Origin of the sequence: Streptomyces sp. NP-1717 (assembly GCF_022695985.1) — a bacterium.
Classification (GTDB): domain Bacteria; phylum Actinomycetota; class Actinomycetes; order Streptomycetales; family Streptomycetaceae; genus Streptomyces.
In genome coordinates this window covers 1-12,757 of record NZ_JAAPBF010000211.1, presented here as the reverse complement: position 1 = coordinate 12,757, position 12,757 = coordinate 1, and the positions used below count along the sequence as shown (strand labels likewise).

The 12,757-nt window shown below is 72.1% G+C and carries 10 protein-coding genes and 1 pseudogene; 4 read left to right on the top strand and 7 right to left on the bottom strand.

The genetic code is table 11. The features are described 5' to 3' along the window. On the bottom strand, positions 1-2,043 hold a 2,043-nt coding region (locus GXP76_RS29010; protein ID WP_242574584.1), incomplete at its 3' end, for a bifunctional glycosyltransferase 87/phosphatase PAP2 family protein. 276 nt (positions 2,044-2,319) lie between these two features. Here GXP76_RS29010 and GXP76_RS29005 point away from each other — a divergent pair. Beyond that, positions 2,320-3,447, top strand: coding sequence for a DUF2330 domain-containing protein (locus GXP76_RS29005; protein WP_242574583.1), 1,128 nt, complete (start codon positions 2,320-2,322; stop codon positions 3,445-3,447). Positions 3,448-3,759: 312 nt separating this feature from the next. On the opposite strand, the gene GXP76_RS29000 is transcribed toward GXP76_RS29005, so the two are convergent. Continuing rightward, positions 3,760-4,635 (bottom strand): NAD(P)-dependent oxidoreductase, encoded by an 876-nt coding sequence (locus tag GXP76_RS29000; RefSeq protein ID WP_242574582.1) that lies wholly within the window; start codon positions 4,633-4,635, stop codon positions 3,760-3,762. Between the two features lie 121 nt (positions 4,636-4,756). On the opposite strand from GXP76_RS29000, the gene GXP76_RS28995 reads away from it, so the two are divergent. Then, on the top strand, positions 4,757-5,134 hold the full coding sequence (locus GXP76_RS28995; RefSeq protein WP_242574581.1) for a helix-turn-helix domain-containing protein: 378 nt from the start codon (positions 4,757-4,759) through the stop codon (positions 5,132-5,134). Between the two features lie 197 nt (positions 5,135-5,331). Here the strand turns inward: GXP76_RS28995 and GXP76_RS28990 are convergent, their stop codons facing one another. The 4 genes from GXP76_RS28990 to GXP76_RS28975 all read right to left on the bottom strand — a co-directional run bounded on the left by GXP76_RS28990 (position 5,332) and on the right by GXP76_RS28975 (position 10,172). Further along, entirely contained in the window at positions 5,332-6,447 is a 1,116-nt protein-coding gene (locus GXP76_RS28990) for a serpin family protein (RefSeq protein ID WP_242574580.1), read from the bottom strand. A 167-nt stretch (positions 6,448-6,614) separates the two neighbouring features. Further along, on the bottom strand, positions 6,615-7,349 hold the full coding sequence (locus GXP76_RS28985) for a hypothetical protein (RefSeq protein ID WP_242574579.1): 735 nt from the start codon (positions 7,347-7,349) through the stop codon (positions 6,615-6,617). Continuing rightward, on the bottom strand, positions 7,349-7,963 hold the full coding sequence (locus GXP76_RS28980; protein WP_242574578.1) for a hypothetical protein: 615 nt from the start codon (positions 7,961-7,963) through the stop codon (positions 7,349-7,351). The genes GXP76_RS28985 and GXP76_RS28980 overlap by 1 nt, the downstream gene beginning before the upstream one ends. A 163-nt stretch (positions 7,964-8,126) precedes the next feature. After that, on the bottom strand, positions 8,127-10,172 hold the full coding sequence (locus GXP76_RS28975) for an MDR family MFS transporter (RefSeq protein WP_242574577.1): 2,046 nt from the start codon (positions 10,170-10,172) through the stop codon (positions 8,127-8,129). A 166-nt stretch (positions 10,173-10,338) separates the two neighbouring features. Between GXP76_RS28975 and GXP76_RS28970 the strand changes: the two genes are divergently transcribed. Both GXP76_RS28970 and GXP76_RS28965 read left to right on the top strand, forming a co-directional pair. Then, positions 10,339-11,136 (top strand): peptidoglycan-binding protein, encoded by a 798-nt coding sequence (locus tag GXP76_RS28970; RefSeq protein WP_242574576.1) that lies wholly within the window; start codon positions 10,339-10,341, stop codon positions 11,134-11,136. A 181-nt stretch (positions 11,137-11,317) separates the two neighbouring features. After that, positions 11,318-11,998, top strand: a complete 681-nt coding sequence (locus GXP76_RS28965) for an HAD-IA family hydrolase (RefSeq protein ID WP_242574575.1) — start codon at positions 11,318-11,320, stop codon at positions 11,996-11,998. Positions 11,999-12,112: 114 nt separating this feature from the next. Here GXP76_RS28965 and GXP76_RS28960 read toward each other — a convergent pair. Next, positions 12,113-12,370: pseudogene (locus GXP76_RS28960) on the bottom strand (ABC transporter permease); the annotation flags it as partial. Positions 12,371-12,757: the final 387 nt, after the last annotated feature.

Below are 12,757 nucleotides of genomic sequence, written 5' to 3'. Positions count from 1 at the left end.
CGGTCGTTCCGCGTCCGCGGTCTTCAGCCCCGTGACGGCTCCCGGCACTTCCACCGCCCCCGGCTTCAGCGTCGGCCGCACCGTCCGCCGGAGCCTGCGCGGTCCCGACAGGACGTAGGTGAGGGTGAAGCCCGCGCCCACGACGACCGCGCCGCCCACCGCGTCGAGCACCCAGTGGTTGGCCGTCGCGACGATCGCGCAGACGGTGAGGAGCGGGTGGAGCAGCCCCAGGAGCTTCATCCACATCTTGGGCGCCAGCAGCACGATCACGATCCCGCACCACAGCGACCAGCCGAAGTGCAGTGACGGCATGGCCGCGTACTGGTTGGTGATGGTGGTCATCGGACCGTAGTCCGGGTTGGCCAGGTCCTGCGGGCCGTGCACCGTGTCGATGTAGTCCAGGCCCGGCATCAGCCGCGGCGGAGCCAGCGGGTAGAGCCAGAAGCCGAGCAGCGCGAGCAGCGTCGCGAAGGCGAGCGAGGCGCGCGCCCAGCGGTAGTCGGCGGGCCGCCGTACGTACAGGACGGCGAGGATGGCCAGCGGCACGACGAAGTGGAACGAGGTGTAGTAGAAGTCGAAGAATCCTTCCGCCCAACTCGCCTTCACGACGGCGTGGTTGGCCCAGCGCTCGATGTCGATGCCGAGAGCTTCCTCGATGGCGATGACCTGGTGGGCGTGCGACTCGGCGGCCTCGCGTCCGCCGGTGGCGGCGGCCCGGATGTGCGAGTAGACGGAGTAGCCGACGCGGATGGCGAGGAGTTCGAGCAGCAGGTTCGGCCGGGTGACCAGCCGCCGCCAGAACGGCGCGAGCGGCACCCGTCTGAAGCGCGCGGCGACCGGCTTCGCGTACTCGGTCGCGATCGGCCGCGCGAAGTACGGCGACGTACGGGTCTGGAAGGGGACGGCGCAGGCGGCGGCCAGGGCCGCGATCAGCAGCACGTTGTCCCGCACCGGGTGCAGGAGCGTCATGTTCGGCAGCATCATCTTGCCGGGCAGCGTCATGACTATCACCACGACCGCCGGCCACACGGGCCGGTCCGCGGCCCGGGTGCCGACCCGCCCGACGAGCGCGAGCAGCAGCCACAGCAACTGGTGCTGCCACGCGGTGGGCGAGACGGCGACGGCCACGCAGCCGGTGATCGCGACGGCCAGCAGCAGTTGGCCGTCCAGGGCGTAACGCGCCGCACGGCGCAGCCCGACGAAGCAGACGGCCGCGGCCAGGACGGCGAACAGCGCGATCTCCAGCGGCCCTTCGAGACCGATCCGCAGCAGCGCGCCGTGCAGGGACTGGTTGGCGAGACTGTCCGGGCTCTCGCCGAGGCCCGCGCCCGCGAGGTGGCGGGTCACGTACGTCCATGTGTCGCTCGGCAGCGCGGCCCAGGCGAGCGCGGTGCAGGCCGCGAACGTGCCGACGGTGGCGACGGCCTGGCGTCTGCGGCCGGTCAGCCACAGCAGCGGGGCGAACAGCAGCACGGCGGGCTGGAGGGCGGCGCCAAGACCGATGAGGATGCCGGGACCGGGCCAGCCCCGCTCGCCGCGCGCGACGAAGAATCCCAACAGGACGAGAAGCACCGGGATGATGCTGGTCTGGCCGAGGTGGAAGCTGTTGCGGACCGGCAGGGACAGCATGAGCAGGCTGATCGCGACCGGGGCGGCGAGAAGTCTCGTACGGCGTGAGACCGGGCCCGGTACGGCGCGCGCCGCGACGAGGCCGAGTGCGACGACGAGCAGCAGTGTGCCGAGGGTCCAGGCGACCCCGAGGGCGTGCTCGGCGGCCCGGCCCAGTGGTTTGAGCACGAGGCCGGCGAAGGGGGTGCCGGTGAACTTCCCGCTCTCGTACAGCGAACCCGACACGTGCAGGACGCCGTTCTCGCCGATCCAGGTCTCCAGATCGAGCAGCCGCTCGCCGGGGGGCAGCCGCAGGACGGCCACCGCCTGCCGTACCGCGAGACCGGCCGCGAGGGCCCAGAGCACCGCGCGTGCGACCCCGTATCCACTGCCTGCCACCGTGCTGCCCCGCACACCCTGCTCCGCATTCGCCACGCCGCGCCGACCCTCCGTTTCCAACCCTCGACCCTGGGTCATGAGCCTCGCATTCCCCCACTGTGGAGACTCAGGCAACCCCCTCTTCGCCTGAGTGTCATCCCTGTTTTGTCCAAATGCCGATGAAAGCACCGATGACACCACAGTCGGCCGGGCGGGGCACCGTGCCCCTCGGGAGCGGCGGCCAGGAACCGTACCGGCGGCCGATGCCGTCTGAGGCGTTGGGTTGACGTGCCGGACGGACGGCGCGCGACACGGCTTGGGGGGGTACGGGGGATGCGGGGCACGCCGGGCACATGGGGCGGTCGGACAGTTCGACGGGCGGTTGTGGTGGTGTGCGCGCTGCTGCTGGCACAGATCGGGTCGCTGATCGCACCGGCGTACGCGTGCGGCTGCGGCGCGATGGTGCCGGGCCGGCAGTCCACGATGGGGGTCGACCGGGAGACGTCGGTGGTCCGCTGGGACGGCGCGACGGAACAGATCGTGATGCGTTTCACGGTGAACGGGAACGCGCCCGAGGCCGCGTGGATCATGCCGGTACCGAACCGGGCGGAGGTGGAACTGGGTGATCCGGAACTCTTCGGCGAACTCGACGCCCTCACCGAGCCGGAGCGCCGTACCCGCCACTACTTCTGGCCGCGCGACGGCGACTGGCCGTTCACATCGGACGGTGACGGCCTGTCGGCCGGCGCGCCGCTGCCGGGCGACGCGGCGCCCCCGGTCGGCGTCGTCGGCCGCGAACGCCTCGGCGACTTCGACGTGGCACGGCTGACGGCGACGGACCCGGGCGCACTGCGGAACTGGCTGGAGACGAACGGCTTCGAACTCCCGGCGGACCTCGCGACGGAGCTCCAGCCGTACGTGGACCAGGAGTGGGAGTACGTCGCGGTGCGGCTGGCCCCGGAGGAGGACGGCGCGCGACTGCGCGGGACCCTCGACCCGCTGCGGCTGAGCTTCGAGAGCGACCGGCTGATCTACCCGATGCGCCTGTCCCGTCTGGCGGACCAGCCCCAGTCGCTGGGCCTGTACGTGCTGGCCGACCACCGGATGGAACCGCGCGCGCCGATCGGCGGGGACGAGCCGGAAATCCGTTTCGCGGGCCGGGTCTCGGCCGACGACTCACCGGCGCTGGGTGAACTGACGGGCACGGGCGGGACGTTCCTCACGGCGATCGACCAGTACTTCCCTCGCCCCGAACGCATCGACGCGGACCACGAGTTGCGCGCGACGGCATCGGACACGCCCTACCGGCGGGTGTATTACGACGACGAACTGCGCGTGTTCGCGGGCGTCCCGGCGTGGCTGGCGACGGTGGGCGCTGTGTTCGTCGCACTGACACTGCTGGTGGTGGGCGCGGCGGTGCTACGGGTACGGCGCCGCACGGGCGGCGTACCGCTGCGCTAGGGCGCGTCCGCGAAGTCCCGCCTGGCCCGCGACGCCTGGCACGGCACCTCGCCGCGTTGTCGGACCCGGCCGAGTACGCCCAGTACGAGCCCGGCCCTCCGCCTCGCGACGCACCCCACCAGCCGCCGCCTGCTCCGCCCTGCGGGAGGACGCCATCAGACACGGCCCGGGGTCTTCCGACACCCGCCGTACGCGTCTCACGCACGGATCGGGCCGGGGGGACCGCTGCCGTCGCGGCGGCGGCCGACTGCCCCGTCCCGTCTCCCGGCGGGAGACGTACGGCCCCGCCCCCGCGCCCGTCCGCGCGAGCGGTCAGCCCGGCTGCTTGATGCTCTCGATGATCCGGGCGAAGCCCTCCCCGCCGTGGCCCGCGTCGATCTGGCGCTGTATGAGCCGCTGGACCATGGCGACGGCCTCGGTGCTGATGCCCTGGTCGGAACTGGCGGTCAGCAGGTCGTCGAGGGTGGAGAACTCAAGGCTCTGCTGCCCGTCGACGGTGTAGTCCCCGCCGTCGACGACCGCGGCGAGCCCTTCCAGGGCGCCGGTCATGGCGGTCAGCCACGGCGTGGCCCTCGCGGCGAACTCGCCCGCCGTCACGCCGGCCGGGGCGACCATGGCGGCCCCGTGCATGAACCCGGCGAACATGACGTACATGCCCGCGAGCAGGGCCATGTCGTACAACGACGCCAGCCCCGGGTCCTCGCCGAAGTAGGTACTGGTCGCCCACACTCCGAGCAGCGGCTCGTACTCGTGGAAAACCTCGGCCGAACCGCTGTAGAGGATCGAGGACCCGGGCCGTCCGATCATCGACGGTACGGCCATGATGCCGCCGTCGAGATACGCGACCCCGGCACGCGCGGCCCAGGCGGCGAACTCCCGTGCCTGTGCCGGCGATGTCGTGGTCACGTTGATCAGGGTTCGTCCGGCGAGCTCGTCGCGGAGCGGGTCGAGCACCTCGTGGACCGAGTCGTGGTCCAGCAGGCACACGATCACCAGCCGGCCCGACCGGACCGCGTCGCCGGCCGTGGCGGCGGCCTCCGCACCCCGCGCGACGAGGTCGTCCGCCTTCCCGGGGGAACGGTTCCACACCGTTGTCGCGTATCCGGACTCGACAAGGGCGCCCGCGAGGGCGCCGCCCATCGCGCCCAGCCCGAGAACACTCACCCGGACGCTGCTGTCAGTTGTCATTCGCGGCTCTCTCCCTCAATTTCTCCCTTGGGAACGATCCTCACCGCGGTCAGTAGAGTTGACCAGTACGGACTAATTAGTCGGGTACGCACTCGGGGGTAAGTACGTCTTGGGGGACGACATGGCGACAGCGGCACGGCGGGGCCCCTACTTCTGCGGCATCGACGCGGCGATGGACGTGGTCAGCGGCAAGTGGAAGTCCCTGATCCTCTGGGAGCTGCACCACTACGGCACGCGCCGGTTCGGCGAGCTCCGGCGCGGTCTGCCGGGCGTCAGCGAGAAGATGCTGATCCAGCATCTGCGGGAGATGGAGGAGGACGGGCTCGTCCGTCGCGAGGTGTACCCCGAGGTGCCGCCGAAGGTCGAGTACTCCCTGACGGAGCACGGCGTCTCGCTCAACACCGCGCTGGCCTCCCTGGGGCAATGGGGCACCGAACGCATACGGCGGATCGGGGCCGAGAAGGTCGCCCCCGATGCCGCCGCGACGACGGGGCGGTAGAGGCGGGCCCCGCACAACGCCGGGCCGCGGGGGCGCGGCGGCAACGCCGGGTCGCAGAGGGCCGCCTGGGCCGTCCGCACCGGACGGTGCCGACGCGCCGTCCGGTGCGGCCGACTTGCCCCGCCCCGCGAGGGCTGCCGGTCGCGGTACGTCGAACCGCCCGCCTCCGGACCGGTCACCGGCTCCCCCGCCCCGCGCTACTCCTCGACCACCGGCCCGCGCGGAGCGGTCGCCTGCCAGGCGGTGAACAGGGGCACCTCGCCCGTGCCGTCCAGGACCACCACCCCGAACGGCCGGTCGAAGGCGATCGGCACCACGCGCGGCGGACGGTACATCCCCGCCGCGCGTGCCACGATCACTGTCACCGCGGCGGCCTCGACGCCCAGTTCGGCGACCTTCACCACCGCTTCCTGGACGACCTTCTCGATCTTGAGCGGTTCCGGCGACAGCGCGGAGAAGTCCGCGTGGTCGGTCGTCGCGTGCGTCACGCCGAGCGCGGCCAGCTGGGGCTTGATCTCCGTCGTCGTACGGAGTTCGAGCCGCGGCAGCGCGAGGGCGATCTTCTCGGTGTCGATCGGGGCGCGGCGCTCCTCGGGCGCCCACCCGGCGGCGAGGACCTCCGCCGCCCTCGCGCCCTCCTTCCCCAGCACGAACCGCACCCGTACGGCGGACTCCCCACCCTCGCAGCGCAGTTCGACCACCTGTGTGCCGTCCACCGTCCATCCGGAGCCCGCACCGAGGTGCTGGTGCATGGTCGGCACGTGGCTCACCGTTCCCGCCGCGTCCGTGAAGGGCCGGTCGGAGGTGGCGCGCCCCTCGAACGGGCTGGCCCAACGCGCCTTCAGCGCGAGGACGTTGACCAGGGCGAGCAGCGAGTTCTTGTCGATCTCCGCCGGCAGTCTCTCGATCAGCCCGCCGGTCGCCTCCCGCACCCAGGCGTCGATCTCCGCCGGGTCCATGTGACCGAAGCCGATGTCGGGCAGCGCTTCGCGATACGCGCGGTAGACCGGGGTGCGGCTCCACACCCGTGTGGCGACGCCCAGTTGCCGGGTCCCGGCAAGCGCGCGGGCGCTGTCGGTCACGGCCCCGGCGACGTCCGCCCCGCCGAGCCCCAGCAGCGCCTCCAGCTCCCCGGCGGTCTCCCCCCGGGCCCCCGCGGTCACCGCGCCGAGCGCGAGCCACAGTCCGGCCGGCGAACAGACGAAGTCGCCGTCCACTCCGTGCTGTTCACCTTCGCCGCGCACCCGCAGCCATCGCTCGGCGAGTGCCCGCATCGCCCCGGCATGTGTCGTCAGTCCTGTCGCCTGTCCCATGCGTCGACCCTACGACGGGCACAGGCTCGGGGAGTTGGGCGCAGCCGGGCCGGATCGGCGACCGGGGCCGACGCGAGGGGACGCCGGGCAGAAGAAACCGCCGGACGGGCGCTCGGCCCGTCCGGCGATCGAGGTCGGCCGTGTCCCAACACGGCTTCCTCGGCTTCTCAGATCCGGAGCAGCCGCTCCGTGACCTCGCGATAGCTCCGCAGCGCGAGCCGCAGATCCTCTGTGTCGGCCGTCGGCGCACCGTTCTTGGCGCCGCCCGCGTCCCAGCTGTCGCGCAGACGGCGGGGCCGTTCGGCGAGGGCCGCCGTGAGGCGCTTGGCCGTCTCCTCCAGTACGTCCGCCGCTTCCTCGACCGAGCGCCTCGGCCCGTCGATGAAGGTGGACAGGGCCTCCTGGAGGCGAAGGTTCAGCTTGTCGCACTCGTCCTGGGGGATCAGCCGGGGCGTCTGCGCGGGGCTGGACTCCGGCGTACGGCCGGGCGCCGTCTCGCGCGCGGGCGTGCTTCCCGTGTCCTGTGCCTCCACGGAGTGCACCGGGTCCTGGACCGGCCCCGCGAACGGATCCTTCTCCGGCGGTGTCGCCGTCGCGGGCGCCGCCGTGGGCGGCGTCACGGGGGGTGCGACAGGCGGGGGAACGGGCGGTGGTGCCGTGGGCCTCGCGGGCCTGCGCCCGGCGTCGTGGGTGGCGGCAGCGGCCGCCGCCTCGGACTCGGACAGCGGCACGACAGGCGTCGCCGGCTTGCTTCCGCGCTCGCTCCTGAGCACCCGCTCCTCCTTGCCGGCCGTCGTGCGCGGGTCCTTCTCGCGCTCCTGCTCGGTGGCACCGGTCGCGTCCGTCGCACCGGCGTCCTTCGTCAGCTTCGCGTCCTTGGCCTCATACGGGTCGTACGTCATCACACGCCACTTCCTTTGGGCCTCAGTGCGGCACTCCGGCCGGGGATACCGGGACGGTGCCGAGGGCTGTCCTCCTTGGAGTCCAGGACCAGCCGCTCGAAGAGCTGACGCGCCTGGACCATCGCCTCGCGCAGTTCCTCGGTGCTCGCGTCCTGACCCGCCTCGGAGGCCGCGTGGTGCACCCGGCGGTAACCCTCCACCTGGTGCGCGTGGTGCACGGAGAGGGCGTCGATGTGGTGGGAGTGCTCGCCCGCGTCCGGGAAGCCGCGGTCGGACGCCAGCCGGGCGATCAGCTTCTCCGCCTCCACGACGGCCTGTCGCGGCGAGTCGACGAAACGCTCCTGGAGACCGGCCCAGTGGGCGACGTACTGGTCGCGCGCCTCGGCGGGCAGGGGGTGCGGACGCAGGTCGCCGTGGCGCCTGACCCGCTCGGTCAGCTCGTTCTCGGCGGCCTTGGTGTCACCGTGGTGCCGGTTGACGGCGCGTTCGTACTCGGGGCCGAACCGCCGCTTCAGCCCGGCGCGTCCGCCACCCTTGCCGGTCCGGTACAGGACGGCGGCGACAGCGACGGCGATCACCACGATCAGCGCGACGACGATCAGGACAGTGGACATGGTGGCCTTCCTGGATTCGACTCGTGTCCGGTGGACCGGTATCTGGTGAACGGGCGCCTCAGGAAGTCGGGTTGCCCGGAATCAGCGGTCCAAACAGCACAGGTCCCGGCCGGGAGGACGACCGCCCACCGGATCGCCCCGCACCCACCACCCCCTGGGCGATTCACACGGCGTGATCGCCGCGCGGTTCCCCGTTGGGGCGCTCCGCGTCCGATCCGCACAACTCGGCGCTCAACTCCCGTACCAGCTCCGTCAGATCGGTCGGCCGGTCCGGCCCCCACCAGTCGCCCAGCAGTTCCGCCAGCGACTGCTCCCGCGCCCGCGCCAGCACCTCCGCGACCTCCAGGCCGTGTTCGGTGAGGACCAGCCCCACGCCGTCGCGGCGGGCCAGTCCGCGCTCCTCGATCTGCTGGGACGCGTCGCCCACGACCGTCAGCGGTACGGGGGTGGTGTCGGCGAGGAGTGCGGGCTCGACCACGCCGTGCCTCTTGATGCGCAGCAGCATCCAGCTGGCCGCCGGGTGCAGGTCGTACCCCGACTTCTCGGTGATGGTCTCGTAGATCCGGCGGCGGCCCTCACGGGTGCCGAGCACGGAGAGCATGCGGGCGCACTCGTCGCGCGAGGAGCGCTGGACCGGGTTGCTGGCGAGGGTCTCGCTGACCTCGGGCGCGGTGACCGAGCCGCGCAGCTTGTCCTCCTTGAGGAACCAGGCGACGACGAACGCCACCAGGACGACCGGCACGGCGTACAGGAAGACGCTGGTGATCGACGACGAGTACGCGTCGAGCACCCCGGACCGCAGCGCGGGCGGCAGCCGGCCGACGGACCGCGGGTCGGCGGCGAGGCCCTCGGCGCTCATGCCGGGCGGGAGCCGCTGTCCGGCGAGCGAGTCGGCGAGCTTGTTCCTGAGCAGGTTGGTGAAAATGGTGCCGAAGATGGCGACACCGAACGAGGCGCCGATGGAGCGGAAGAAGGTCGCGCCGGAGGTGGCGACGCCCAGGTCCTCGTAGCGGACGGAGTTCTGCGCGACGAGCACGAGCACCTGCATGACGAGTCCGAGACCGGCGCCGAAGACGAAGAAGTACGCGCTCATCTCCCACGTGCCGCTGCTCACTTCGAGCTGGTGGAGCAGGAGCAGTCCGATCGCGATGATGCCCGTGCCGGCGATGGGGAAGACCTTCCAGCGGCCGGTACGGCTGACGATCTGGCCCGACACGGTGGAGGTGATCAGCAGCCCGAACACCATCGGCAGCATGTGCACACCGGACAGGGTGGGTGACACGCCCTGCACGATCTGGAGGAACGTCGGCAGATAGGTCATGGCGCCGAACATGGCGAAACCGACGATGAAGCTGATGACGCAGACAAGCGAGAAGGTCCTGATACGGAAGAGCCCGAGGGGCAGTACGGGCTCCGCGGCCCGCCGCTCGACCCGTACGAAGAAGATCATCAGGATGACCGCGAGGACGGCGAGACCGATGATCTGACCCGAGCCCCATGGCCAGGTGGTGCCGCCGAGCGAGGCGACGAGGACCAGGCAGGTGGCGACCGAGGCGATGAGGAAGGTGCCGAGGTAGTCGATGGTGTGCTTGGTGGTGCGCACCGGGATGTGCAGGACGGCGGCGATGACGAACAGCGCGACGGCGCCGATGGGCAGATTGATGTAGAAGACCCAGCGCCAGCTCAGATGCTGGGTGAACAGCCCGCCGAGCAGCGGGCCGAGGACGCTCGTGGCGCCGAAGACGGCGCCGAACAGGCCCTGGTACTTGCCTCGTTCGCGCGGCGAGACGATGTCGCCGACGATCGCCATGGAGAGCACGATGAGCCCGCCGCCGCCGAGGCCCTGGAGGGCGCGGAAGATGATGAGCTCGGCCATGCTCTGGGAGATTCCGCAGAGGGCGGAGCCGATGAGGAAGATGACGATCGCCGTCTGGAAGAGCCTTTTGCGGCCGTACTGGTCGCCGAGTTTGCCCCAGAGCGGAGTGGCGGCGGTGGAGGCGAGCAGATACGCGGTGACGACCCAGGACAGATGGTCGAGGCCGCCGAGATCGCTGGCGATGGTGGGCAGCGCGGTGGAGACGATGGTCTGGTCGAGAGCGGCGAGCAGGAGGCCGAGCAGCAGAGCGCCGATCGACACGAAAATGGTCCGCCGGCTCTGCCCCTCGCCCGGTACGGGACTCGTTGGCGGGGTGCTCACTTCCTGAGCCATCGGCATCTCCTCGGGTCAGCGCCTGCACCCATCCTTATTGCTCTGACCGTGTATGGCCTGTTATGCCCTGCCGAACGCGACCGGGGACGGCGGTCGGCGGACGTGGCGGCCGGCCGCGCGGGGGCGGGCTGCATAATCGCTGACAGCCCAAGGGAGGGGACCCACTTTGACCGGACAGCACTGTCCCGAATGCGGTACGCCGCGGGACGCGTACGGCCGATCGGGCGCCGGCTGCGACTGCCCGGAGCGGGCGGCGACGGCGACGGCCGAGGGCTTCGATCCACTGCGGATACGCCCGTATGTGGCACTGGAGGACCCGAACGACGCCGTACCGCCCGTGCCGGCGCCCGCGCCACCGCCGCCGCCGCTGGTGCACGACGCCACGCCCTCCATCCCGCCGCCCCCGCCGCTGTACGGCGGCGACCGGTCGGAGGGCGACGATCCCGCCGAGACGATGCGGCTGTCGCTGCCGGGGCTGCGGACGACGGGGCCGCGTCCGGCGGTCGAGCCGAAGCCGGGCGGGCGCAGGACGTTCGCCATGGTGGCGCTGACGGCGGCGGCGGTGGCGGTGATCGGCACGGCGTCGTTCGCCGGGGGCCTGTTCACCGGTGACGACGGCGGCGACGAGGCGACGTCCGATCTGAACTCGGGGCTGGCGACGGCGAGCGTGGAGCCCGATCCGTCCGCTTCCACCAGCAGGCCGGCGTCGGGGTCGGCATCGGCGAGCCCGTCCGCGAGCGCGTCCGCGTCGAAACCGGCCACGAGCGGGCCGCCGTCCCCTGCCGCGGAGCCCCCGGCGCCGAGCCGGACCCCGTCGAAGGCACCGGCGCCCGACGGGCCGGCGACGACCAGGGCGGCGGGACCCGGGCTGCGGCTCGGGGACAGCGGGCCGGGCGGTGGTGGACCGGGCGGCAACGGACCCGGCGGCAACGGACCGGGCCGGGGAGAGGACTGGCGGGACTGACGGCATCGCCCGCACCCACGGGGCCGCCCGCGCGCGTCGGCGGAACGGTCGGGAGGGCCGGGGTGGCGTGATCCCCCGCCCACTTTGTATATTCATTGAACAAAGCGGTTCCCGTCCGTGTCCCTGACCGGCGGGCGGGAGCCGCTCTTGTCTGTGCTCTCCCCCCGCTTGGAGTCCGCCGATGCCGGCCAACGCCCCGACCACGACGACATCCGTCCTGACCGCCCGCGCGCTACTGCTCGACATGGACGGGACCCTCGTCAACTCCGACGCCGTCGTCGAACGCTGCTGGCGCCGCTGGGCGATCGAGCAGGGCCTGGACCCGGAGGAGGCGCTGAAGGTCGTCCACGGCCGCCAGGGTTATCTGACGATGGCGGTCCTGCTGCCGGACCGGCCCATGGAGCAGAACCTGGCCGACAACCGCGTGATGCTCGCGCAGGAGACGGCGGACCTGGACGGAGTGGTCCCCATCGCGGGCGCCCCCGCGTTCATGGCGGCGATCGAGGCACTGCCGCACGCCCTGGTGACCTCGGCGGACGAAGCCCTCGCCACGGCGCGCCTGACCGCGTCCGGCCTTCCGATCCCCCGCACACGCGTGACGGCCGAACACGTCTCCGCGAGCAAGCCGGACCCGGAGGGCTTCCTGAAGGCCGCCGCGGAACTGGGCGTCGACCCGGCCGACTGCCTGGCCCTGGAAGACTCCGACGCGGGCATCACGGCGGCGTTCGCGGCGGGGATGCGGGTGCTGGGCGTCGGCCCGCGGGCGGCGGCCCTGTCCCCGACGGCGCACACCGAGGACCTCACGGACGTCAGCGTGACCTCGCTCCCGGACGGCACGATCCGTATCCACGTCGGCGCCTGACGCCGGGAAGCCGACTCCACAGCGGCGGACGGGCCGCGAGGGCCGCCCGCCGCTCCCGGCCCGTCCGGCGCGCTCCGGGCCCCTGCCCGACGCGTCCAGGCGGGATGCGTCGGACAGTTGAACCGCCCCCGCGTGCAGCGGTGACGCTCCCCCGAGCAGCATGCCGACGAAGGCACCCGGCAGCGTGACGAGCCCCACCGTCCGTGTCTGGTCGAGCCCCGGCAGCAGCGCGTCGGCGGCAGCGTGCCGTGCCACCTCCAGCCGGGTGTCCCGCTCGGGCAGACCGATCGCTCACCCGGCCTCCACCTCGCTCCGGCGCGCGCCGAGTTCGTCCAGTGCGCGCCGCCCGCCGAGCACCGTCGCCGTGACGCGGCGCCCGGCGGTGCGTACCGCGACCGCGTACATGAGCACGACGAGCAGCGGTACCGAACGTGACTTCGACTCTCAGCAGCATGCGCCCATCCGACCCTGATCCATGGCGGACATTTCTGCCTCTCCGTCAGATAACTCCCCCTCACGGGGCATTGACACCAACCGAGTCCGAGGTCGGAAGCCCCCAGACCCTTGATGTGACGTGCCCATGTCGTCACCCTGTTACCTGACGCCCACCTCGCGGCAATCCGGCGCCACCACCATGGCCTTCGGGCCCCGACCCCACAACGGTTTCCGAACGGTCAGCTTCCCCCCACGACAAAGGGAGTTCGCATGTCAGGTATCTACGCGCGTCAAGGCCGTCCCACCCGCCGAATAGCCGGCATG